A 21,348-nucleotide genomic window follows, 5' to 3' on the forward strand; every position below is an offset into this window, starting at 1 on the left:
GGAGAGCCCGACGCCACCCATCAAGCATAGCCAAACCTGTGGCCGTGCAGGAGCGGATGATGCTCAGCGCCCGGGTGGGGCTGGCGGAGGTGGTGGCGCGGGTGGTGGCGGGACCTCCAATGCCTGTCGCCACGCAGCGGCGTTGACCGCCACCGTCAGTTCGCGCTTGTCGCGGCGCAGCAACAGATAGGCGCTGGCCGCGTGGGAATGGCGCAGTGCCTCGGCCAGATGTTCAACCCGGCGCACCGCCGTGTCGTCCACGCGGAGGATGCGATCGCCACTGCGCACGCCGAAGCGCACTTCCGGGCTGGCGGCCTCCACATGCACCTGGCCTTCGGTCGAGCGCAGCGACAGCCGCGCTCCATCGCGGCGCCATTCCAGCGTCTGTGCGCTGCCACCACCGGCCAGCGCCGGCAGGGGCAGGAGCAGCATCAGGCACATCGCGCAGGCACGCATCTCACGCGCCCCGCGTGGCGACCGCAGGCGGTACCGCCGCCGCACGCCGTGCCGGACCGAACACCGCAATCTGGCCCAGTATCCACAGCAGCAGCGCACCCAGCGGCAGGTAGTACAGCGGCATGCGCGGCAGCTCGTACAGGTTCATCAGGGCCAGGTTGATCGCGTACGCCGCCAGCATGCCCAGCACGATGCCCAGCGAGGCCAGCAGGAAGTTCTCGGTCTGGAAGTAGCGCAGGATCTGCCCGCGGGTGGCGCCCAGCGCACGGCGGATACCGATCTGCTTGCTGCGCTGCTGCACCCAGAAGCTGGCCAGGCCGATGATGCCCAGCGCAGTGACCACCAGCAGCGAGATGCTGACGGTGATCAGCAGGCCGACCATCGCGCGGTCGTTCTTGAAGAAGTCCTTGCGCTGGTCTTCATAGGTCAGCTTGTCGCGCATCAGGCGGTTGGGGTCGTTGCGCTCCAGCGCGGCGGCACCGGCATCGAGCACCTCCTGGCGGCGTTCCGGCGAAGTGCGCAACACGTAGGTACCACCCTTGTCGAAGCTGACCCGGATCGGCAGCAGCATCGAGTTGGTCCAGTTGTCATTCCAGCCATTGGGCGTGCTGAGCGTGTCGACGATGCCGACCACATGCAGCGACTGCTTGCCCATGTAGTAGGTCTTGCCCAGGGCGCTGCCGTTGGGCTCCATCTTGGCGGCGGTGGCCTGGGTGAGGATGACCGGGATGGCCTTTTCCTTGGCGCCACCCTTGCTGACGTCTTCGAAGTTCTGGTACTCGTCGGGCAGGAAATCGCGGCCGGCGATCAGATTGATGCCCATCGTGGCCAGCCCGTTCTCGGACAGGGTGTACATCGAAGCGTTGGTGGTCGGCCGTTCCTGGTCGATCACCCGCGAGATGCTGCTGCTGGAGGAGCCGTTGCGGAAGGGAACCTGGTTGATGATGGTGACGTTGCTGACGCCGGGAATCGCGCGCAGCGATGCCAGGTCCTCGCGGGTGCGGGACATGGCGTCGGTCTGCTTGCCGATGCCGCTGACGCGCAGCATCACCAGTTCGCTCTCGGCGATGCCGCTGGGCATGCTGATCTTTTCCACGCGCTGGCTGACCAGGAACAGCGCGTTGCAGACGATGGCGCAGGTCAGTGCGACTTCCAGCACGATCAGGGCGGCAGCGGTCTTGTGCCGGCGCAGCGTGCTGAGGATGGGGCGGATGTCCATGGGAGTCCTCGTTCGGGTGCTTACTGCGACTTGAGCTGGATGGCCGGGGTGACCTGCATCGCGCGCCAGGCGGGCAGGAATCCGGCGGCGAGGCTGGCGAACAGGGTCAGGCCCAGCGCGAGCAGCAGCATGTTGCCGTCCAGGTGGGCCAGCTTTGCGTATTCCACCGGCTGCTGGCGCACCGCGAACAGGCCAAGCAGGGCCAGGCCGATACCCAGCACGCCACCGACCACGCCCACCGCGCCGGCTTCCACCAGGCACTGCAGGAAGATCTGGCCACGGCTGGCACCGAGTGCACGGCGCACGCCGATCTCACCACTGCGGCGCAGGAACTTGGCCAGCAGCAGGCCTACCGTGTTGACCAGGCAGACACCGAGGAAGCCCAGCGCCAGCCACAGCTGCAGGCGCACGTCGCTGGGCACTGCACCATTGAAGTCCAGCCATTCCATCACGGTGCGCAGGCGCACGTTCGGTGGGTGCTTGAAGCGGCCGGCCTCGCGCTGCTGGGTCGAATAGTTCTCCAGGTAGCGGCGGTAGTCGCCGGCCTTGGCCGGGTCCATTTCCACCCAGTACTGCAGCCACGCGCACGGTGCATTGAGCGAGTAGCTGTTGCCGTCGGGGTTTTCGCCGAAGCAGTTCATGTTGCCGTTGTTGCCGAGCTTCAGGTCCAACGAGGTGGAGATCGGCAGCAGCAGGTCTTCGTTCTTGCCGTAGCTGCCGGTGGTCAGGTCGTAGAAGTGCGGCTCCGGGCTCCATTCCTTCATCACGCCGACGATGCGGTAACTCTGGCCTTCCATGCGCAGGTCGCGGCCCACGCTGTTGGCGCCCTGGTACAGCTTGTCGTTGAGCGCCTTGGAGATGACCACCACGCGTGCGCGGCCTTCATCGTCCTCGCGCGTCCAGGGGCGGCCGTACTGCATGGGCACCTCGAACATCGGGAAGAAGTCGGCCGAGGTCCAGCGGGTGTCGATGCTGAAGGGCTTGAGCGTGCTGTTGTCCGGTTCGATGGTGCCGCCGCCGCCGCTCATCAGCGCCTGGCGCTCGCCCTTGGCCTCGCGCAGCAGCGCTTCACCGTCGAAGCGGGTCAGCTGGGTTTCCGGTTCCTCGCCGGCGACATAGGCGCCGGTCGCGGCATCGAGCTGCACGTAGAACAGGCGGTCACTCTTGCCCGGAATCGGGTCGCCGGACAGCACGTGGAATACGGTCAACGTGGTCATCGAGGCACCGATGCCGAGCGCGATGGCGATCACCATCAGCGCGGTCAGGACCTTGTTGCGGCGGAAACTGCGCGCCGCCAATCGGGCATAGTAGGCGAACATGGTCGGGCCCTCACTCGTTGACGGCGACGATGTGGCGCAACGGCGTGGCCAGCACCGGCTCGCGCACCAGGTCGGTCACCTGGCCATCGACGATGTGCACGTTGCGCTGCGCACGCGCGGCCAGTTCCGGGTCGTGGGTGACCATCACGATGGTGGTGCCGGCGGCGTTGATCTCCTCCAGCAGCTCCATCACGCCCCGGGCCATCTGCGTATCCAGATTGCCGGTCGGTTCGTCGGCCAGCAGCAGGCGCGGGCTGCCGGCCAGCGCACGCGCGATGGCCGCGCGCTGCTGCTGGCCACCCGACAGTTCATTCGGATAGTGCTTCATGCGCGAGCCCAGGCCGACCTGGGTCAGTGCCTTCTCGATGCGTTCGCGGCGCTCGTTGGCGCTCATCCTGCGATAGCGCAGCGGAACGTCGACGTTGTCGAACAGGTTCAGGTCGGGGATCAGGTTGAAGCCCTGGAAGATGAAGCCGATCTTCTGGTTGCGCAGGCGGCTGCGGGCGTCGTCGCCCAGCGTGCTCACGTCCTGGCCGTCCAGCATGTAGGTACCGCTGGTGAAGGTTTCCAGCAGGCCGGCGATGTTGAGGAAGGTGGTCTTGCCGGAGCCGGACGGGCCGGTGACCGCGACGAACTCACCTTCCTTGACCTGCAGTTCCAGCGAGCGCAGTGCGTGGGTTTCCACCTGTTCGGTGCGGAAGACCTTGGCGACCGAACGCATTTCGAGCATGTACATGGGGTGTCCTCTCTCCAGGATTCAGGTATCAGTTGACGGAGACGCGTTCGGCGTCCTTGAACAGGTCGCTGCCGGAGACCACGATGCGGTCGCCCGGCTGCACACCCGACTTGATTTCCACTTCGCCCAGGCTGCTGACGCCCAGTTCCACCGGACGGCGCACGGCGGTGCGGCCATCCATCACGTAGGCCATACCGTTGCCCTGTTCGACGAACGGGCCACGCTCGACCTTCAGCACGTTCTTGCGGGTATCGAGCAGCACGCGCACCGACATCCGTTGGCTCTGGCGCAGGCCTTCCGGCTGCGCGCTGGCAAAGCGCACGCGCGCGTTGACCTCACCGTTGACCACTTCCGGCGACACCGCGCTGATCTCGCCCGGGAAGGGCTGGCCGTTGCCACCGGTCAGCTGTGCGGGCATGCCGATCGCCAGGTCGCGGGCGAAGCTCTCCGGCACCTTGATCTCGACTTCGAACTTGGACAGGTCGACCACGCCCAGCACCGGGGCATTGGCGGCCAGGTTGGTGGACTGCACCGCCTGCACCTGGCCGACCTGGCCATCGAACGGGGCACGCAGCGTCAGCGCATCGACCTGGCGCTGCACTTCGGCCACCACCGCCTTCTGGCGATCGGCCAGCAGGCGCTTGTTGCGGGCATCCAGGTCGGCGCCCTGGCTCTGCAGGCGCGCATCGGTGGTGGCGTTGGCCAGGGTGATGTCGGCCTTCTTCAACGAGTCCTTGGCCTTGGCCAGGTCGATCTGCGGCACCGCACCGCCGTCGTAGCCGCGCTGGTAGCGCTGCAGGTCGCGGTCGGCGGCCTGCCGTTCGATGGTGGCCTGGTCGGTCTCCTTGCGCGACTTGGCGCGGGCCAGGGTGGCGTCCAGCGCGGCACGGCTGGCCTCGGCCTCCAGGCCGGCCAGGGTGGCCTGTTCCTGGGCCAGCTTGCTGCGCAGTTCGGGGCTGTCGATGACCGCCAGCTCCTGCCCCTTCTTCACCACGTCACCGGCGACCACCTTCAGGTCCACGGTGCCCGCAGAGATGGCATACAGGATCGGGCTGTTGGCGGCGATCACGCGGCCGTCGGCGGCGATGTCACGGACCAGGTCGCCCCGCTTCACTTCGGCGATGCGCACGCGGCTGCTGTCGAAGGAGCGGCTGGCGTTGGACCAGGCGTGCACGGCCCAGCCGATGCCGGCGAGCAGGGCGATCGTGCCCAGCGCCGGCCAACGGTAACGGAGCCAGTTGGCGCGCGGGGCGCTGGCCGGGGCGGAGGAAACGATCTGGTCCTGGGCGGAAGTGTCGCGGATCATCGGGTGCGTGCCTGACGGTGGTAGCCAGTACCAAGCACGTAGCGTGCCAACTTTATTTCCTTTTCCATCAATGAGTTGGGTGGGCGTCTGAAGTGTCCGGGTGTCCGCGGACACCTTTCCGGACACTTTCATTAAGCGGACAGGAGGGGGAAGCCGGACGCGCAGGCTAGAATGCGACGATCGTCTTCAAGGAAACGCGTGACATGTGTGGAATCGTGGGTGCGATCGCTGATCGCGACGTAGTGCCGGTGCTGATCGAGGGTCTGAAGCGCCTTGAGTACCGTGGTTACGATTCCTCGGGTATCGCGGTGATCGACCATGCCGAGCGGTCGGAGGTGCGTCGCGTGCGTCGTACCGGCCGAGTGTCGGAAATGGCCACGGCGGCCGAGGCCGAGGGTTTCAACGCGGTGCTCGGCATCGGTCATACCCGCTGGGCCACCCACGGTGGTGTCACCGAGGCCAATGCGCATCCGCATATCAGCCAGGGCGTGGCGCTGGTGCACAACGGCATCATCGAGAACCACGAAGAGCAGCGCGAGAAGCTGCGCGCGATGGGCTACACCTTCGAGTCGCAGACCGATACCGAAGTCATCGCACACCTGATCCACCACCACCTGAAGGATGGCGACGACCTGCTGGTGGCGCTGCAGCACACGGTGAAGGAACTGACCGGCGCCTACGCGCTGGCCGTGGTCAGCCGCGCCGAGCCGGAGCGCTTCGTCTGCGCGCGCATGGGCTGCCCGCTGCTGATCGGCCTGGGCGAAGGCGAGAACTTCGTCGCCTCCGACGTCTCGGCCGTGATCTCGGCCACGCGCAAGGTGATCTTCCTGGAAGAGGGCGACACCGCCGAAATCCGCCGCGACGGCGTGCGCGTCTTCGACGAGCACGACCAGCCGGTCGAGCGCGACGTGCATCTGTCCGACGTGTCGCTGGCATCGCTGGAGCTGGGCCCGTACCGCCACTTCATGCAGAAGGAAATCCACGAGCAGCCGCGCGCGCTGGGCGACACCATCGAGGCGGCGATCGACGCCGGTGGTTTCCCGGCCGAGCTGTTCGGCAAGAACGCCGAGGCGGTGTTGTCGGGCATCGAGGGCGTGCAGATCATCGCCTGCGGTACCAGCTACTACGCCGGCCTGACTGCACGCTACTGGGTCGAGGCCATCGCCGGCCTGCCGTGCAGCGTGGAGATCGCCAGCGAGTACCGCTACCGCGCCGCGTATGCCAACCCGAAGCACCTGATCGTCACCATTTCCCAGTCCGGCGAAACGCTGGATACTATGGAAGCGCTGAAGTACGCCAAGTCGCTGGGGCACAAGCACACGCTGTCGATCTGCAACGTGCCGGAAAGTGCGATTCCGCGGGCCAGCGAACTGGTCTGCTACACCCGTGCCGGTGCCGAGATCGGCGTCGCTTCGACCAAGGCCTTCACCACCCAGCTGGCGGCACTGTTCCAGCTGACCGTGGTGCTGGGCAAGCTGCATGGCCGCATCGACGCGGCACAGGAAGCGGACTACCTGGAGCAGCTGCGCTTCCTGCCGGGTAGCGTGCAGCACGCGTTGAACATGGAGCCGCAGATCGCTGCGTGGGCCGAGCGTTTCGCGCGCAAGAGCAGCGCGTTGTTCCTGGGCCGCGGCCTGCACTACCCGATCGCGCTGGAAGGCGCGCTCAAGCTCAAGGAAATCTCCTACATCCACGCCGAGGCCTACCCGGCGGGCGAGCTGAAGCATGGCCCGCTGGCGCTGGTGGATGAGGACATGCCGGTGGTGGTGATCGCGCCGAACGACAGCCTGCTGGAAAAGGTGAAGTCGAACATGCAGGAAGTGCGCGCCCGTGGTGGCGAGCTGTTCGTGTTCGCCGACCAGGACAGCAACTTCAACGAGTCCGAAGGCGTGCACGTGATTCGTACACCGCGCCATGCCGGCGTGCTCAGCCCGATCGTGCACACCATTCCGGTGCAGTTGCTGGCGTACCACACCGCGCTGGCGCGTGGCACCGACGTGGACAAGCCGCGCAACCTGGCCAAGAGCGTGACAGTGGAGTAACACCCGTCGGCTCTGTTGGATGCTGCAAGCGAAGGGGGCCCCAGTGGCCCCCTTTCGTTTGTGCCGGAGTCCGTGCGAAGTGGGACAGCCTCAGGGTGTTCTGTCCGCCGTCGGCAGCCATCAATCAATCTTTAACACGCGGCATCGCGTGTATTCAGCGGCGGTTTCAGCCGCGGTGCCATTCTCTGGATCGTCGGTTGGTTCCCACGACGAACTGTCCCATCGATGCCGGTAGTGACCGATGGTCGCAGTCGTAGAATCAGGTTGACCGAGGTCCAGGGTGAGCGGTTGAACCCACCTCGTTCGCGTTGCAGCACGATGCCTGCCGATCCATCTCCCAAGGCCGGCGTGTGCGCCAGACGTGCGCTGAAAGGTCTGTTCCCGGGGAGGGGGCGTATCGGAAGAGCACACTTTTTTGACTTCAGTGACCTGCACCAGGAAACAAGAATGAACGTCCGCGAACTCCTGCAATCCAAGAAAGAAGCTGTCATCACCATCGACGCCGAAGACACCATCGGTGCCGCCGCCCACAAGATGAGCGCGAACAGGATCGCTGCGCTGGTGGTGATGAAGGACGATGCCCCGGTCGGCATCATTTCCGAAAAGGACATCGTGCGCACCTTGGCCGACGACGGCCCGCAGGCCGGCCGCCGGGTGATTTCCAGCCTGCCGTCCACCGGCCTGGAAGGCATCGCCCCGGAGGCCACCCTGAAGCAGGCCATGTCGTTGATGACGTACTCGCGGCGCCGTCATCTGATGGTCACCGAAGGCACCCGCCTGGTCGGCATCCTCAGCCTGGGCGACATCGTGAAGAACCTGCTGGGCGAGCTGGAGCTGGAAAAGGCCGTGCTGCAGGACATCTACATGGCCGCCCACTGAGGGCCACACCGTCGGAAGCAGAGAAGCCGGGCATTGCCCGGCTTCTTCGTTCACGGCATCGGTGAAATCAGAAAGTGACCTTCACCGAGTCGGCGCTGTAGTTGGCCGGGCCGTGGTAGACCACTTCAATGTTGTTGCCATCGGGATCGAGCACGAACGCGCCGTAATAGCCCGGGTGGTAGGGGCGTTCGCCGGGCGCGCCGTTGTCGGTGCCGCCGGCGGCAATGGCGGCGCTGTGGAAGGCATCGACAGTGGCGGTGTCGCGGGCCTGGAATGCCAGGTGGTGGCGTCCGGTCAGCTGGCCAGCGGCGGCCTCGCTGCTGGCGCTGGAAATGAACAGCTCGTCGGCCCAGAAGTAGTCATCGCCTTCACCGGCCACCGGGATGCCGATGGTGTCGAACACCGCCTGGTAGAAGCGGCGGCTGGCCGCCAGGTCGTGCACTACCAGCTGGATGTGGTCGATCAGGCGGCCACGGTGCAGTTCCATCGTTTCCATACCAACCTCGCAGAAAAAGGGGACGGAGGGGATTAAGTCGCTTCCAGCCCAATAATGCCAGAAACGACTTAATCCCCTCCGTCCCCTTTTCGGGTCAGACGTTGGCGATGATCTCGACCCAGTAGCCGTCCGGGTCCTTGATGAAAGCCAGGTTCTTCATGCGGCCGTCGGTCAGGCGCTTCTGGAAGGTCACGCCCAGATCCTCGAAGCGCTGGCAGGCGGCCTCGATGTCCGGCACCGACACGCAGATGTGGCCGAAGCCGCGCGGGTCGCTGTTGCCGTCGTGGTAGACCGCGCCGTCCTGGGTTTCGGTGCCGTGGTTGTGGGTCAGTTCCAGCACGCCCGGCAGCCCGGCCATCCACAGGCGGCGGGCGTTGTCATCTTCCGGCACCGTGACGCCAGCGGGCACGTAGGCCAGGAAGTACAGGCTGAACTGGGCCTCGGGGAAGTCGCGCTTGTCGATCAGCTGGTAGCCGAGCACGCGGGTGTAGAAGTCCAGCGAAGCGGCAATGTCCTTCACGCGCAGCATGGTGTGGTTGAACACGAAGCCGGTGGTTTCGGCCGGGGCCTGGGCGGCGACGCCGGGAACATCGCGCAGGGCGGGAATGGTCATGGGGGGAGGTCCTTCAGACAGGGCCGTTGCCGGCCGGATTGAGCCATTCTACCGGCCAGCACCTGACGGCACTGCGACGTACAATGGCCGGATCGCACCGTTCCGTCCTGACAACGATTGCCCGCCATGTCGCAGCGTGAATGGGTGGCTGCCGCCATCCGCAAGATCGAAGCTGATTTCAACCGTTCCGCCGATACCCACCTGATTCCGCTGGCGCTGCCAGGGTTCGAGGGCATCGACCTGTACCTGAAGGATGAGTCGAGCCATCCCACCGGCAGCCTGAAGCACCGGCTGGCGCGCTCGCTGTTCCTGTATGCGCTGGCCAATGGCTGGTTGCGTGAAGGGCGTCCGGTGATCGAGGCCTCCAGCGGCTCGACCGCCGTGTCCGAAGCCTATTTCGCGCGGCTGCTCGGCCTGCCGTTCATTGCGGTGATCCCGGCCTCCACCTCGCCTGAAAAGATCGCCGCGATCGAGTTCCACGGCGGCCGTTGCCACCTGGTCGAACGTGCCTGCGACCTCAACTGTGATTCGGAAAAGCTGGCCCGTGAAACCGGCGGCCACTTCATGGACCAGTTCACCTATGCCGAGCGCGCCACCGACTGGCGTGCCAACAACAACATCGCCGAGTCCATCTTCAAGCAGATGGCCGAGGAGCCCAGCCCGGTTCCGGAATGGATCGTGTGCAGCCCCGGTACCGGCGGTACCGCAGCGACGCTGGGCCGCTATGTCAGCTATCGCCGGCATGACACCCGCATCCTCTGTGCGGACCCGGAAGTGTCGGTGTTCTTCGATGGCTACAAAGCCGCCGTGGCCGGTGAGCAGGACTGGCGCGGCCTGACCTGCAGCGGTGGCTCGCGCGTGGAAGGCATCGGCCGGCCGCGGGTAGAGGCGAGCTTCATCCCGACCAGTGTCGATGCGATGGTGAAGGTGCCCGATGCGCTGAGCCTGGCCGCGATGCGCCATGTCAGCCGCCAGCTGGGCCGCCGTGTCGGTGGCTCCACCGGCACCAACTTCATCGGTGTGCTGCAGGCGGCGCAGTGGATGCGCGAGGCGGGCCACCAGGGCAGCATCGTCAGCATCCTGTGCGACAGCGGCGAGCGCTACGCGCAGAGCTACTACGATCCATCGTGGTATGCGCGCCATGGCATCGATGTCGACGGCGCCGATGCGCAACTGGCGGCGGCGGTGGCCGGGCAGGGACTGCCCGAATTGCCGTGGTGCAGCCTGGAAGCGTTGTAACGCGGCAACGCACGGCCGGCTGTGCGTCGGCTGGGGAGAGTCGACTGTTAGTCGACTGCTCCAGGTTCAGGTCGCGAAAATCCCGCGCTGCGCGCGAAAGTCGACTAACAGTCGACTCTACCCGGTCGCCGGGGCGTCTCAATATCCCGCTGCAGTGAACGCGTCCAGCACCGCGTCGCGCAGTGCATCGGGCAAGGCCTCGATGTCCATCGCGCGATCATCCAGATGCAGGCTCGGGTCCAGGATGCTCGCTCGGCCCTGGGCCAGCGCCTGCAGCCACAGCAGCACGCAGATCGCGAACTCGCGCTCATGGCCCAGCCGCAGCTGGCTGGCGCCGCGTTCGATCACCTCGAACGGGTACCACTCCTGCGCATCGTTGAACGTGCCGCCCTGCTGCAGCACTGCCTGCAACTGCTGCAGATGGCGCGGGGCGTCATCGCCGGCATCGCACAATGCGGCGATCCAGGTCAGTTCGGCCGGGCTGGCGGACAATGCCAGTGACCGGGCCGGTGAGGCGGATGCAACTGCAGCCAGACCTTCCATGTAGGGCCTCATTCGGTGCGTACCGCTGCGGACTCCCCCGCAGCCAGAGCTTCGGTGCGCGACCGTAAGGCCGACGTGAATGCCGGGCCGTGCCCCCTTGTCAGCCCCGCCTGCCAGCGCCATATCCTGCATGCTGCCCGCCTGCCGGGCCCGTACCCTGGAGATCTGCCGTGACCGTTGCCAACCCCCTGCTCGATTTTTCCGGCCTGCCGCGCTTCGAGGCCATCCGCCCCGAGCACGTGGCGCCGGCGCTGGACGTGCTGCTGGCCGAGGCCGAAGCCGCCGTCAGCGCCGCCGAGCAGCTGCAGCCGGTCACCTGGCAGACCTTCGTTGCCCCGCTGGATGACGCCACCGAGCGCCTGTGGCGCGCCTGGGGTCTGGTCGGCCACCTGCAGGGCGTGGTCAACACCCCGGAACTGCGTGAGGCCTACAACAGCAACCTGCCGCGGGTGACCCGCTTCGCCAGCGCGCTGGGCCAGAACCTGGCGTTGTACCGGCAGTACCAGACGCTGGCCGCCAGTGCCGAGGCGGCGCGCTTCGACGCGGCCCAGCGCAAGGTGCTGGACAACACCCTGCGCGATTTCCGCCTCGGTGGTGCCGAGCTGGCGCCGGAGGCGCAGCAGCGCTTCGCGGCGATCAAGGAAGAACTGTCGGCCCTGTCGGCGAAGTTCTCGCAGAACGTGCTCGACGCTACCGATGCCTGGTCGCTGATCATCGAGGACGAAGCGCGGCTGAAGGGCCTGCCGGAAGACGTGAAGGCCGCCGCGCATGCCGCAGCACAGAAGGACGGCAAGGCCGGCTGGAAACTGACCCTGCAGATGCCGTGCTACCTGCCGGTGCAGACCTGGGGCGAGGACCGCGACCTGCGCGAGATCCTGTACCGCGCCAGCGCACAGCGTGCGTCCGAATTCGGCGATGAGTCCCTGGACAACAGCGGCAACATCGATCGGATCCTCGCCCTGCGCGCTGAACTGGCCGCGCTGCTCGGCTTCGATTCGTATGGCGATTATTCGGTAGCGACCAAGATGGCGCAGGACCCGGCCGAAGTGCTGGGTTTCCTGCGTGACCTGGCCGCGCGCGCCAAGCCGTTCGCGGCCAGGGACCGGGCCGACCTGGAGCAGTTCGCACGCGAGCAGCTGGGCATCGACAGCCTGCAGGCCTGGGACCTGGCGTTCGCCGCCGACCGCCTGAAGCAGGCCCGTTACAGCTATTCCGAACAGGAAGTGAAGCAGTATTTCACCGAACCGAAGGTGCTTGGCGGCCTGTTCTCGGTGATCGAGCAGCTGTACGGCCTGCGCGTGCAGGAGGACAGCGCACCGGTGTGGCATGACGACGTGCGCTTCTTCCGTCTGGTCGATGCGCAGGGCGCGCTGGTTGGCCAGTTCTACCTGGACCTGTACGCGCGCGAAGGCAAGCGCGGTGGCGCGTGGATGGATGATTGCCGCAACCGTCGCGTGCGCGCAGACGGCAGCGTGCAGACACCGCTGGTCTACCTGGTGTGCAACTTCGGCCGCGGTGCCAATGGCAAGCCGGCCACCTTCAGCCATAACGAAGTGACCACGCTGTTCCATGAGATGGGCCACGGCCTGCACCAGCTGCTGACCCGCATCGGCGAACTGGGCGTGGCCGGCATCAACGGCGTGGAATGGGATGCAGTGGAGCTGCCCAGCCAGTTCATGGAGAACTTCTGCTGGGAATGGGACCACCTGCAGGCGATGACCGCGCACGTGGACAGTGGTGAGCCGCTGCCGCGCGCGCTGTACGAACGGATGCTGGCGGCGCGCAACTTCCACAGCGGCATGGCCACCGTGCGCCAGCTGGAGTTCGGCCTGTTCGACATGCTGTTGCACAGCCAGTTCGAACCGGCGCAGGACAGCGTGCTGGCGCTGCTTGATCGCGTGCGCGCGGAAGTGGCGGTGAATCACCCGCCGGTCTGGAATCGCTTCCCGCACCAGTTCAGCCACATCTTTGCTGGCGGCTACGCGGCCGGTTACTACAGCTACAAGTGGGCTGAAGTGCTGAGTGCCGACGCCTATGCGGCGTTCGAGGAAGCGCCGCAGGCACTGGCCGAGACCGGTGCACGCTTCCGCGATGAGATCCTGTCGCGCGGTGGCAGCCGCCCGGCGGCGGAGAACTTCAAGGCCTTCCGTGGGCGCGCGCCGCAGATCGACGCGCTGCTGCGCCACTCGGGCATGGCGTAAACCGTTGTGGTGGGTGCCAACCCTGGTTGGCACTTCACCGCCATCCACGCATGGCGTGGGTCTGCCGGAATGCCGGCCAGCGGCCGGCACTACCGAAGACCGGTCATTCGGCGTAGATCATCTTCCGGGTCATGCCGCCGTCGACGATGAAGTCCTGGCCGGTGCTGAAACCGGACAGCGACGACAGCAGGTACACCGCCAGTGCACCGATATCTTCAGGGCGGCCGACCCGGCCGACCGGATGCTGTGCGTGGTCGATGGCCGAGTACTCTGGTTCATGGCGCCGTGAGGGTGCCTGCCACGCAGTGGTACCGACCCAGCCGGGGCTGATGCTGTTTACCCGCACCGCCGGGCCGGCGCTGATCGCCAGCGCATGGGTGAAGGCCACCAGGCCACCCTTGGCCGCCGCATAGGCCTCGCTGTGCGCTTCGGATTGCCAGGCGCGGGTGGAGGCGATGTTGATGATCGCGCCCGCAGCACTGTCCGTCAGCGCCGGCAGCGCGTGCTTGCTGCACAGGAAGGCGCCATGCAGCGACGACAGCCGGCGTTGCCATTCGTGCCAGTCCATGTCCTGCAGCCGCGTGCCGTGCGGCCCGGCGATGCCGGCATTGTTGACCAGCCCGTCGATGTGGCCGAAACGCTGCAGCGCCTCGGCGATGAAGTCGCGCACGCTGGCTTCGTCGGTGATGTCCAAACGCTGGAACGCGGCATCCTCACCGCGCTGCCATTCGTCCAGGCAGGCCTGGCCGGCCTCCCTATCGAGGTCGCCGATCAGCACGCGTCCGCCGGCACCGAGCACGGCCTGGGCAATACCGCGACCGATGCCGTTGGCGCCGCCGGTGACCAGCACCACCTTGCCCGACAGTGGCGCGGCCGGCCATGCGGCAATCGGCGGCACCGTGCTCACGTCAGGTCTTCGCCGCGCAGGCGACGATGCCAGCCGTCCACGCCGATGCGGTCCAGGGTCTGGATGTTGCGCTCGACGATCACGTCCGGGTCCGGATAGACATCCACCGCGCGCGCCACGCTGTCTTCGCGCAGCAGGTGCAGGGTGGGGAAGGGCGCGCGGTTGGTGTAGTTGCTGGCGTCGTCCGCGGCCACGCCGTCGAACTGGTAGTCCGGGTGGAAGCTGGCCACCTGCAGGATCCCCTGCAGGTCCAGCGCCTCGATCGCCGCATCGGCGTTGTCGAGGAAGTCGTTGTAGTCGAGGAAATCGCTCAGCACCTGCGGATGCACGATCAGCGTCGTGTCGATCTGCTCGGCCGGCGTGTCGCGCAGCAGCACCAGCTCCTCGGCCAGCTGTTCAACCAGCGCTTCCGGTGTGGTCGCATCGCTGAGCACGATGCGGACCTGGTCCTTCACATAGACCGCCTTGGCGAACGGGCACAGGTTCAGGCCGATGACGATGCGCTCCAGCCACAGGCGGGTAGCGGCGATCGGATCATCGGTGGGCAGCGGGGAATCGGTCATGGCGGGCACGTCGGCTGGCGGGGCCGACATTGTAGGCGCGTCGCTGGCAACGCGCCGTCGTACCTGCGGCTGGCAGCGCCGGGGGATTCCCGGCAGGTGGCTCAGTCGCGGAAATTGTTGAACTGCAGCGGCAGCTCGAACTTGCCGGCCTTGAGCACGGCGATGGCGTCCTGCAGGTCATCGCGCTTCTTGCCCTGCACGCGCAGCTTGTCGCCGTTGATCTGGCTTTCCACCTTCAGCTTGGCGTCCTTCAGGGCCGCCGCGATCTTCTTGGCGATCTTCTGCTCGATGCCCTGCTTGACGGTGATCTTCTGCCGGGCCTGGGCCAGGTTGGTCTCGATGTCGCCGAACTCCAGGCTGAGCACGTCGATGCCGCGCGCGGCCAGGCGAGCACGCAGGATGTCGTTCATCTGCTTGAGCTGGAATTCGGTCGGCGCGAACTGATTGATGACATCGCCGTCGCGCTCGAACTTTGCGTCCACGCCCTTGAAGTCGAAGCGGGTGGCCAGTTCGCGGTTGGCCTGGTCGATGGCGTTGGTCAGCTCGTGGGTGTCGACTTCGGACACGACGTCGAAGGAAGGCATGGGCGATGCTCCGCAGGTTTCAGTGGCGATCATTCTATCGTGCCGGCCCGCGTGCCCGCTTTCTGTGGAGCCCGGCCCATGCTCGGCGGCCGCCCTACAATCCGGTGCGGTCGGCGATAATGGGCCATGAACGTGCAACGCTCCCCTTCGCGTGCGGTGGCCTGGATGGTCGCTGCGGTCGCCTGCTTCTCGCTGATGGACGCCGGCATGAAGCAGCTGTCAGCCAGCTATCCCACCCTGGAAGTGACTTTCCTGCGCGGTGCGGCCTCGCTGCCGTTCGTACTGGTGTGGGTGCTGGTCAGCGCCGGGCCGCGCTCGCTGGTGCCGCGCCGCTGGGGCCTGCACCTGCTGCGTGGCGCGCTGGGCTTGGCGATGATCGGCTGCTTCGTGTTCGCCCTGCGCGACCTGCCGCTGTCCACCGCCTACACCATCTATTTCGTCGCTCCGCTGCTGATCGCCGCGCTGTCGGTACCGCTGCTGGGTGAGCGGGTCGGGCCGCGGCGCTGGGTGGCCATCGGTATCGGCCTGATCGGCGTGCTGGTGGTGCTGCGGCCGGGTGTGGACGGCTTCATCTCGGTGCCCGGCCTGATGGTGCTGGCCGCGGCCACCGCCTATGCCGTGGCCGCGATTACCGTCAGCCTGCTGACCCGCACCGATACCTCGCAGTCGATGGTGGTCTGGTTCCTGGTGATCATGGCCATCGGTGCCGGCCTGCTGTCCATTCCCGGCTGGGTGCCGCTGCAGCTGGCACACGCGCCGCTGATCGCTGGCATGGGCCTGGCCGGGGCATTGGGCCAGATCGCCCTGACCCGGGCGTTCCAGCTGGGCGAGGCGTCGATGATCGCGCCGCTGGAGTACAGCGGCCTGGTCTGGGTGATCGGCTGGGACCTGGCCTTCTGGGGCCAGCTGCCGGATGGTTACACCTGGGTGGGCGCCGCGATCATCGTGGCTTCGGGCCTGTACCTGCTGCACCGGGAACGCCTGAACCGGGTGCAGCCGCCGAAGCCGCTGGATCATCCCTGAGCCCGGGGGTAGTGCCGGCCGCTGGCCGGCAACCCCTTGCGCCGGAGGGACCGCTGCAGGTGCCGGCCAGCGGCCGGCACTACCGGGGACAGTTTCTTAGAACCAAAAGGAATAACATTCTGGGCCATGGCGCGGGCGCGCGACCGCCTGCGCTGGTAGGCTGCACGCCCCCTTCCGTCACCCAGCCGGTGAGCCACGCCCGTGATCGAGTTCCAGCGCCTGCACAAATCCTATGCCGTTGCCGGCCGCGAAGTCAGCGCGCTGCAACCGTTGGACCTGACCATCGAGGCCGGTGAGGTGTTCGGCATCATCGGCCATTCCGGCGCCGGCAAGTCGACACTGATCCGCATGATCAACCGCCTGGAAGAACCCAGTGGTGGCCGGCTGCTGATCGGCGGTGAGGATGTCACCGCGCTGGACGCGGACGGCCTGCGCGCGCTGCGCCGGCGCATCGGCATGATCTTCCAGCACTTCAACCTGCTGTCCTCGCGCACGGTGGCCGGCAATGTCGCCTTCCCGCTGGAACTGGCCGGCACGCCGAAGACGGAGATCGACGCGCGCGTGGCCGAGCTGCTGCAGACCGTGGGCCTCGAAGCGCATGCGCAGAAGTATCCGGCGCAGCTGTCCGGTGGCCAGAAACAGCGCGTCGGCATCGCCCGCGCGCTGGCGACCCGCCCGCAGATCCTGCTGTGCGACGAGGCCACCAGTGCGCTCGACCCGCAGACCACCGCTTCGGTGCTGTCGCTGCTGTCGAAGATCAATCGCGAGCTGGGCCTGACCATCGTGCTGATCACCCACGAGATGGACGTGATCCGCCGTGTCTGCGACCGCGTTGCGGTGCTCGATGCCGGCCAGATGGTCGAAACCGGTCCGGTCACCCGGGTGTTCCTGCACCCGCAGCACCCGACCACGCGCCGTTTCGTCAGCGAATCGGAGCATGTGGACGAGGGCACGCTGCACCGCGATTTCGATGCCGTCGGTGGCCGCATCGTGCGCCTGACCTTCCTCGGTGGCGATACCTACGAACCCCTGCTCGGCCGCGTCGCGCGCGAGACCGGGGTTGACTACAACATCCTGTCCGGTCGCATCGACCGGATCAAGGACACCCCGTATGGCCAGCTGGTGGTCGCCCTGGTGGGCGGCGACCAGTCCGCCGCGCAGGCCGCATTCGTGGCCGCCGGCGTGCATGTTGAGGAGCTGCGTCGATGATCATCGCTACTGCCGGCGGATTCTTCCGCCACCTGGACGCGGGCAAGTGGGCCGACATCGGCCAAGCCACCATCGACACCCTGCTGATGCTGCTCGGTTCGCTGCCGCTGACCCTGGCCATCGGCCTGCCGCTGGGCGTGCTGCTGTACCTGTTCGGCGCACCGCAGATGAAGCGCCGGCCATTTGCGTACGGCGTGCTGGCGCTGGTGGTGAACCTGCTGCGTTCAGTGCCCTTCATCATCCTGATGATCGTGCTGATCCCGGTCACCCTGTTCCTGATGGGGACGTCGCTGGGTGTACGCGGTGCGATCGTGCCGCTGGTCATCGGTGCCGCGCCGTTCTACGCGCGCCTGGTCGAGACCGCACTGCGCGAAGTCGACCGTGGCGTGATCGAAGCGACCCAGGCGATGGGTGCCACCACCTGGCAGCTGGTCACCCGCGTGCTGCTGCCGGAAGCGCGCCCGGGCCTGATCGCTGGCGCAACGGTCACCACCGTCGCGCTGATCGGCTTCACCGCGATGGGCGGTGCGATCGGCTCCGGTGGCCTTGGCGACCTGGCCTTCCGCGACGGCTACCAGCGCTCGCACACCGACGTGGCGCTGGTCACCGTGGTCCTGCTGCTGATCCTGGTGCAGCTGCTGCAGATGCTTGGCGACCGCCTGGTCGCGCATTACAGTCGCAGATAACAGAATGCCGGGCGGCGCCCGGCATCTTGTTCGGGTAGTGCCGGCCGCTGGCCGGCAATCCCACGTGCGGTCAACGCACGTTCGGTACTTCGTAACCCAGCTTCCCGACCTGCTCCGGGTGCTGCGGCACGCGCTTGAGCTTGTCGGTGTTCACCCCGTACTCGTCACGCAGGCGCTCGGCCAGCTCCTTGTACAGGGCTTTGTCCATGTCCGGCGTACGCGAGAAGATCCAGGCCATCTCGCGGCCCGGGTAACCGATCAGTGCCCACGAGTAATCCGGTGCCACTTCCAGCACCCGCGAATGGGTAGGCACGACGCGGTAGAACCAGGTGCGCCAGCCGTGGTTGCCGCTGTCCGGGTCGACGCTGGCGCGGGCACGCACTTCCTGCAGCGGTTCGCCGAAGCCATCACGGTAGCGGTAGGTGATGCCGACCTTGTGCTCGTCGCGCAGTTCGTAGTCGTTGACGCTGGCCACATGGCCACGTTCGATGAAGTTCGGCACGCGGCCGATCACGTACCAGGTGCCCATGAAGCGCTTCAGGTCGATCGGCGCATCCGGGTCGGTCGCGCGCGGGGTGCTGGCGCGGGGCGATGGCGGCTCACTGGCGGCCACGGCGGGGCCCGCCAGGGACAGGGCCAACAGCATGGCGCAGAGCGGGCGGATCGAAGTCATGCGGGAGCGGGCTCAGAAGGGCTTTGCCTGAGCATGGTCGACTGAGCGTGCGCGATCCGTCAATGGTGTCGCAACCTGTGAGAAGGGCCTTGCCCAAGCTGGGTTGCATTGTCCACCGGAGAAGCCCCATGAACGCACGTTCCGTCCGCCGCCCTGCAACTGAACGCGTCATCATTGAACGCGCCGATCCGCGCCTGCTGCGCAGCGTGCGGCAGGTGGCCCTGGCCGGCCTGGCGCTGGTACTGGTCTGGCCAGCCGCGCGCGGCAGCAACGCCTGGCTGGGCTGGCTGCCGATGTGGCTGGTGGGCATGCCGCTGGTGGCCTGGTGGGCGCTGCTGCGCTTCCCTGTGCCGCGCCTGTCGTGGCTGCGGCTGGCCCGTCGCACCGGTGGACAGGCACATCGTCGCACCGCCGGGACGCCCCGCCGTCGCCGCCGCGCTACGGCCTGACCTTCGACACGGGGGCGGCTGCAGCGATCCATGCTAGCGTTCCACGGCTTATGACTGCCTGGAGCTGCAATGTCTCGACTCGCTTCCGCCTGCCTGCTGGCTGGCATGATGACCGCTGCCTCGGTGGGGAGCGCCGTGGCTGCTGAAGACACCGATCGCTACGCCTGGCTGGAGGACGTCACCGGCGACAAGCCGCTGTCCTGGGTCAAGGAACAGAACGCCAAGTCCGAGGCGCGCCTGGCGCAGACCCCGGCCTTCAAGCAGATGGAGACCAGCATCCGCGAGGTGCTCGACTCCGATGCCAAGATTCCCGCCGTGCAGAAGATCGGCGACTACTATTACAACTTCTGGAAGGACCAGCAGCACGAGCGTGGCCTGTGGCGCCGCACCACGCTGGCCGAATACCGCAAGGCCTCGCCGCAGTGGGAGACCGTGCTTGACCTCGATGCCCTGAACAAGGCCGAGGGCGAGAACTGGGTCTGGCACGGCGCCGACTGCCTGCGCCCGGATTACAGCCGCTGCCTGATCGCGCTGTCGCGCGGTGGTGCCGACGCCGACGTGACCCGCGAGTTCGACCTGGCCAACAAGACCTGGATCAAGGACGGCTTCTTCCGTCCGGAGTCGAAGGGCGGCCTGAACTGGATCGATCGCGACACTGTATTCGTCTACACCGACTTCGGTGCCGGCTCGATGACCACCTCCGGCTACCCGCGCGTGGCCAAGCTGTGGAAGCGTGGTACGCCGATGGCCTCCGCCAGCGTGGTGTATGAAGGCAAGCCGGAAGACATGTACATCGCGGCGATGCACGATGACACCCCGGGCTTCGAGCGCAACCTGGTCAGCCGCACGCTGGCGTTCTACAACAACGAGATCTACCTGCGTGGCGACGATGGCACGCTGACCAAGATCGATGCGCCGAACTCGGCCGAGAAGGGCCTGCACAAGCAGTGGCTGACCCTGGAGCTGCGTGATCCGTGGACCGTGGGTGGCAAGACCTATGCGTCCGGTTCACTGCTGGCGACCAGGCTGGATGACTTCCTGGCCGGCAAGCGTGAGTTCGACGTGCTGTTCACCCCGACCGCGACCACCTCGCTGGCCAGCGCCACCTGGACCAAGAGCCACCTGGTGCTGAACGTGCTGGATGACGTCAAGAACCGCCTGTCGGTGCTGACCCCGGGCGCCAATGGCTGGCAGACCAGCCGCTTCGTCGGCGCGCCGGCCTTCGGCACACTGGGCGTGGCCGCGGTGGACAGCAACGACAGCGACGCGGTGTGGCTGACCGCCACCGACTACCTGACCCCGACCACCCTGGCGCTGGCCGAGATCGGGCAGGCCCCGGAAACGCTGAAGACCATGCCGGCCTTCTTCGATGCCAAGGGCAAGGTGATCGAGCAGCACTTCGCCACCAGCAAGGACGGCACCCGCGTGCCGTACTTCGTGGTGCACGACAAGGCGATGAAGCTGGACGGTTCCAACCCGACCCTGCTGTACGGTTACGGTGGTTTCGAGATCTCGCTGACCCCGGGCTACTCCGGTGGCATGGGTCGCGCCTGGCTGGAGAAGGGCGGCGTGTACGTGGTTGCCAACATCCGTGGCGGCGGCGAATACGGCCCGCGCTGGCACCAGGCGGCGCTGAAGCAGAACCGCCACAAGGCCTATGAAGACATGGCCGCGGTGGCACGCGATCTGGTCAAGCGCAAGATCACCAGCGCCAGGCACCTGGGCGTGCAGGGCGGCAGCAACGGTGGCCTGCTGACCGGCAACATGCTGACCCAGTACCCGGAACTGTTCGGTGCGGTGGTGGTGCAGGTGCCGCTGCTGGACATGAAGCGCTACAGCCATCTGCTGGCCGGTGCCTCGTGGATGGCCGAGTACGGCAACCCGGATACCAGCGACTGGGCGTTCATCAAGACCTTCTCGCCGTACCACCTGTTCGACGCGAAGAAGAAGTACCCGCCGGTGCTGTTCACCACCTCCACCCGCGATGACCGCGTGCACCCGGGCCACGCCCGCAAGATGGCGGCGAAGATGATCGACGCCGGCAAGGACGTGACCTACTACGAGAACATCGAAGGTGGCCACGGCGGTGCAGCCAACAACGCGCAGGCCGCACACATGTCGGCGCTGGCCTACAGCTTCCTGTGGGAGCGGTTGGGCGGTAAGTAAGCAGACAGGCAGAACGGAAAACGCCGCCCCAGGGCGGCG

Annotated in this window: 21 protein-coding genes; 9 read left to right on the plus strand and 12 right to left on the minus strand. The window is 66.7% G+C overall.

Translation table 11 applies throughout. The features are described 5' to 3' along the window. Window positions 1-63 precede the first annotated feature (63 nt). The 5 genes from AC5P9F_RS04505 to AC5P9F_RS04525 are packed head-to-tail and all read right to left on the minus strand — an operon-like array spanning window position 64 to window position 5,036. Entirely contained in the window at window positions 64-441 is a 378-nt protein-coding gene (locus AC5P9F_RS04505; protein WP_024957071.1) for a PDZ domain-containing protein, read from the minus strand. A gap of 16 nt (window positions 442-457) precedes the next feature. After that, entirely contained in the window at window positions 458-1,675 is a 1,218-nt protein-coding gene (locus AC5P9F_RS04510) for an ABC transporter permease (RefSeq protein WP_005411120.1), read from the minus strand. A 20-nt stretch (window positions 1,676-1,695) separates the two neighbouring features. Beyond that, window positions 1,696-2,994, minus strand: coding sequence for an ABC transporter permease (locus AC5P9F_RS04515; RefSeq protein ID WP_005411119.1), 1,299 nt, complete (start codon window positions 2,992-2,994; stop codon window positions 1,696-1,698). Between the two features lie 10 nt (window positions 2,995-3,004). Then, the gene (locus AC5P9F_RS04520; RefSeq protein WP_005411118.1) at window positions 3,005-3,730 is read right to left on the minus strand and encodes an ABC transporter ATP-binding protein; all 726 of its coding nucleotides are present in this window, start codon (window positions 3,728-3,730) and stop codon (window positions 3,005-3,007) included. A gap of 28 nt (window positions 3,731-3,758) precedes the next feature. Continuing rightward, window positions 3,759-5,036 carry an efflux RND transporter periplasmic adaptor subunit gene (locus AC5P9F_RS04525; protein ID WP_227860085.1) on the minus strand — a complete coding sequence of 426 codons (1,278 nt, stop codon included), beginning with the start codon at window positions 5,034-5,036 and terminating at the stop codon, window positions 3,759-3,761. A gap of 203 nt (window positions 5,037-5,239) precedes the next feature. Here AC5P9F_RS04525 and glmS point away from each other — a divergent pair, with 203 nt between their 5' ends. Together glmS and AC5P9F_RS04535 are read left to right on the plus strand one after the other, a co-directional pair. Continuing rightward, window positions 5,240-7,078: a glutamine--fructose-6-phosphate transaminase (isomerizing) gene (glmS, locus tag AC5P9F_RS04530; RefSeq protein ID WP_106550946.1), complete on the plus strand. Its 1,839-nt coding sequence runs from the start codon at window positions 5,240-5,242 to the stop codon at window positions 7,076-7,078. Window positions 7,079-7,525: 447 nt separating this feature from the next. Next, window positions 7,526-7,957: a CBS domain-containing protein gene (locus tag AC5P9F_RS04535; RefSeq protein ID WP_005411115.1), complete on the plus strand. Its 432-nt coding sequence runs from the start codon at window positions 7,526-7,528 to the stop codon at window positions 7,955-7,957. A gap of 67 nt (window positions 7,958-8,024) precedes the next feature. On the opposite strand, the gene AC5P9F_RS04540 is transcribed toward AC5P9F_RS04535, so the two are convergent. Together AC5P9F_RS04540 and gloA are read right to left on the minus strand one after the other, a co-directional pair. Continuing rightward, window positions 8,025-8,453 (minus strand): VOC family protein, encoded by a 429-nt coding sequence (locus AC5P9F_RS04540; RefSeq protein ID WP_164225395.1) that lies wholly within the window; start codon window positions 8,451-8,453, stop codon window positions 8,025-8,027. 94 nt (window positions 8,454-8,547) lie between these two features. Then, window positions 8,548-9,066, minus strand: a complete 519-nt coding sequence (gene gloA / locus AC5P9F_RS04545; RefSeq protein WP_005414533.1) for a lactoylglutathione lyase — start codon at window positions 9,064-9,066, stop codon at window positions 8,548-8,550. A 126-nt stretch (window positions 9,067-9,192) separates the two neighbouring features. Between gloA and AC5P9F_RS04550 the strand changes: the two genes are divergently transcribed. Beyond that, the gene (locus AC5P9F_RS04550; RefSeq protein ID WP_495231895.1) at window positions 9,193-10,305 is read left to right on the plus strand and encodes a PLP-dependent cysteine synthase family protein; all 1,113 of its coding nucleotides are present in this window, start codon (window positions 9,193-9,195) and stop codon (window positions 10,303-10,305) included. 138 nt (window positions 10,306-10,443) lie between these two features. Here the strand turns inward: AC5P9F_RS04550 and AC5P9F_RS04555 are convergent, their stop codons facing one another. Next, window positions 10,444-10,848 (minus strand): hypothetical protein, encoded by a 405-nt coding sequence (locus AC5P9F_RS04555; protein ID WP_049461475.1) that lies wholly within the window; start codon window positions 10,846-10,848, stop codon window positions 10,444-10,446. A gap of 170 nt (window positions 10,849-11,018) precedes the next feature. Here AC5P9F_RS04555 and AC5P9F_RS04560 point away from each other — a divergent pair, with 170 nt between their 5' ends. Beyond that, the gene (locus AC5P9F_RS04560) at window positions 11,019-13,049 is read left to right on the plus strand and encodes a M3 family metallopeptidase (protein WP_043035531.1); all 2,031 of its coding nucleotides are present in this window, start codon (window positions 11,019-11,021) and stop codon (window positions 13,047-13,049) included. A gap of 103 nt (window positions 13,050-13,152) precedes the next feature. Here AC5P9F_RS04560 and AC5P9F_RS04565 read toward each other — a convergent pair whose 3' ends face one another. The 3 genes from AC5P9F_RS04565 to AC5P9F_RS04575 form a co-directional block, all read right to left on the minus strand. Then, a complete protein-coding gene (locus AC5P9F_RS04565; protein ID WP_012481308.1) occupies window positions 13,153-13,956 on the minus strand; it encodes an SDR family oxidoreductase in 804 nt (267 codons plus the stop codon). Beyond that, a complete protein-coding gene (locus AC5P9F_RS04570) occupies window positions 13,953-14,519 on the minus strand; it encodes a DUF1415 domain-containing protein (protein WP_164225394.1) in 567 nt (188 codons plus the stop codon). The genes AC5P9F_RS04565 and AC5P9F_RS04570 overlap by 4 nt, the downstream gene beginning before the upstream one ends. A gap of 101 nt (window positions 14,520-14,620) precedes the next feature. Further along, entirely contained in the window at window positions 14,621-15,103 is a 483-nt protein-coding gene (locus AC5P9F_RS04575) for a YajQ family cyclic di-GMP-binding protein (protein WP_005411107.1), read from the minus strand. Window positions 15,104-15,229: 126 nt separating this feature from the next. On the opposite strand from AC5P9F_RS04575, the gene AC5P9F_RS04580 reads away from it, so the two are divergent. From AC5P9F_RS04580 to AC5P9F_RS04590, 3 genes are all read left to right on the plus strand, one after another. After that, the gene (locus tag AC5P9F_RS04580; protein ID WP_076739054.1) at window positions 15,230-16,126 is read left to right on the plus strand and encodes a DMT family transporter; all 897 of its coding nucleotides are present in this window, start codon (window positions 15,230-15,232) and stop codon (window positions 16,124-16,126) included. A gap of 201 nt (window positions 16,127-16,327) precedes the next feature. Next, entirely contained in the window at window positions 16,328-17,335 is a 1,008-nt protein-coding gene (locus AC5P9F_RS04585) for a methionine ABC transporter ATP-binding protein (RefSeq protein ID WP_005411105.1), read from the plus strand. Beyond that, window positions 17,332-18,021: a methionine ABC transporter permease gene (locus AC5P9F_RS04590; RefSeq protein WP_005411104.1), complete on the plus strand. Its 690-nt coding sequence runs from the start codon at window positions 17,332-17,334 to the stop codon at window positions 18,019-18,021. Before AC5P9F_RS04585 ends, AC5P9F_RS04590 begins: the two co-directional genes overlap by 4 nt. A 70-nt stretch (window positions 18,022-18,091) precedes the next feature. Here the strand turns inward: AC5P9F_RS04590 and AC5P9F_RS04595 are convergent, their stop codons facing one another. Continuing rightward, on the minus strand, window positions 18,092-18,694 hold the full coding sequence (locus AC5P9F_RS04595) for a lipocalin family protein (protein ID WP_005411103.1): 603 nt from the start codon (window positions 18,692-18,694) through the stop codon (window positions 18,092-18,094). Window positions 18,695-18,822: 128 nt separating this feature from the next. On the opposite strand from AC5P9F_RS04595, the gene AC5P9F_RS04600 reads away from it, so the two are divergent. Both AC5P9F_RS04600 and AC5P9F_RS04605 read left to right on the plus strand, forming a co-directional pair. Continuing rightward, entirely contained in the window at window positions 18,823-19,143 is a 321-nt protein-coding gene (locus AC5P9F_RS04600) for a hypothetical protein (protein WP_076739052.1), read from the plus strand. Between the two features lie 69 nt (window positions 19,144-19,212). After that, window positions 19,213-21,309, plus strand: a complete 2,097-nt coding sequence (locus tag AC5P9F_RS04605; RefSeq protein ID WP_076739051.1) for a prolyl oligopeptidase family serine peptidase — start codon at window positions 19,213-19,215, stop codon at window positions 21,307-21,309. The last annotated feature ends 39 nt before the right edge of the window (window positions 21,310-21,348 follow it).

This window comes from Stenotrophomonas sp. YJH_SMC_4 (assembly GCF_059371575.1).

What these genes read in the sequence shown, in the direction of transcription:
- AC5P9F_RS04505 (WP_024957071.1), bottom strand. Translation starts at nt 441, where the DNA reads ATGTGCCTGATGCTGCTCCTGCCCCTGCCGGCGCTGGCCGGTGGTGGC.
- AC5P9F_RS04510 (WP_005411120.1), bottom strand. Translation starts at nt 1,675, where the DNA reads ATGGACATCCGCCCCATCCTCAGCACGCTGCGCCGGCACAAGACCGCT.
- AC5P9F_RS04515 (WP_005411119.1), bottom strand. Translation starts at nt 2,994, where the DNA reads ATGTTCGCCTACTATGCCCGATTGGCGGCGCGCAGTTTCCGCCGCAAC.
- AC5P9F_RS04520 (WP_005411118.1), bottom strand. Translation starts at nt 3,730, where the DNA reads ATGTACATGCTCGAAATGCGTTCGGTCGCCAAGGTCTTCCGCACCGAA.
- AC5P9F_RS04525 (WP_227860085.1), bottom strand. Translation starts at nt 5,036, where the DNA reads ATGATCCGCGACACTTCCGCCCAGGACCAGATCGTTTCCTCCGCCCCG.
- glmS (WP_106550946.1), top strand. Translation starts at nt 5,240, where the DNA reads ATGTGTGGAATCGTGGGTGCGATCGCTGATCGCGACGTAGTGCCGGTG.
- AC5P9F_RS04535 (WP_005411115.1), top strand. Translation starts at nt 7,526, where the DNA reads ATGAACGTCCGCGAACTCCTGCAATCCAAGAAAGAAGCTGTCATCACC.
- AC5P9F_RS04540 (WP_164225395.1), bottom strand. Translation starts at nt 8,453, where the DNA reads ATGGAAACGATGGAACTGCACCGTGGCCGCCTGATCGACCACATCCAG.
- gloA (WP_005414533.1), bottom strand. Translation starts at nt 9,066, where the DNA reads ATGACCATTCCCGCCCTGCGCGATGTTCCCGGCGTCGCCGCCCAGGCC.
- AC5P9F_RS04550 (WP_495231895.1), top strand. Translation starts at nt 9,193, where the DNA reads ATGTCGCAGCGTGAATGGGTGGCTGCCGCCATCCGCAAGATCGAAGCT.
- AC5P9F_RS04555 (WP_049461475.1), bottom strand. Translation starts at nt 10,848, where the DNA reads ATGGAAGGTCTGGCTGCAGTTGCATCCGCCTCACCGGCCCGGTCACTG.
- AC5P9F_RS04570 (WP_164225394.1), bottom strand. Translation starts at nt 14,519, where the DNA reads ATGACCGATTCCCCGCTGCCCACCGATGATCCGATCGCCGCTACCCGC.
- AC5P9F_RS04575 (WP_005411107.1), bottom strand. Translation starts at nt 15,103, where the DNA reads ATGCCTTCCTTCGACGTCGTGTCCGAAGTCGACACCCACGAGCTGACC.
- AC5P9F_RS04580 (WP_076739054.1), top strand. Translation starts at nt 15,230, where the DNA reads ATGAACGTGCAACGCTCCCCTTCGCGTGCGGTGGCCTGGATGGTCGCT.
- AC5P9F_RS04590 (WP_005411104.1), top strand. Translation starts at nt 17,332, where the DNA reads ATGATCATCGCTACTGCCGGCGGATTCTTCCGCCACCTGGACGCGGGC.
- AC5P9F_RS04595 (WP_005411103.1), bottom strand. Translation starts at nt 18,694, where the DNA reads ATGACTTCGATCCGCCCGCTCTGCGCCATGCTGTTGGCCCTGTCCCTG.
- AC5P9F_RS04600 (WP_076739052.1), top strand. Translation starts at nt 18,823, where the DNA reads ATGAACGCACGTTCCGTCCGCCGCCCTGCAACTGAACGCGTCATCATT.
- AC5P9F_RS04605 (WP_076739051.1), top strand. Translation starts at nt 19,213, where the DNA reads ATGTCTCGACTCGCTTCCGCCTGCCTGCTGGCTGGCATGATGACCGCT.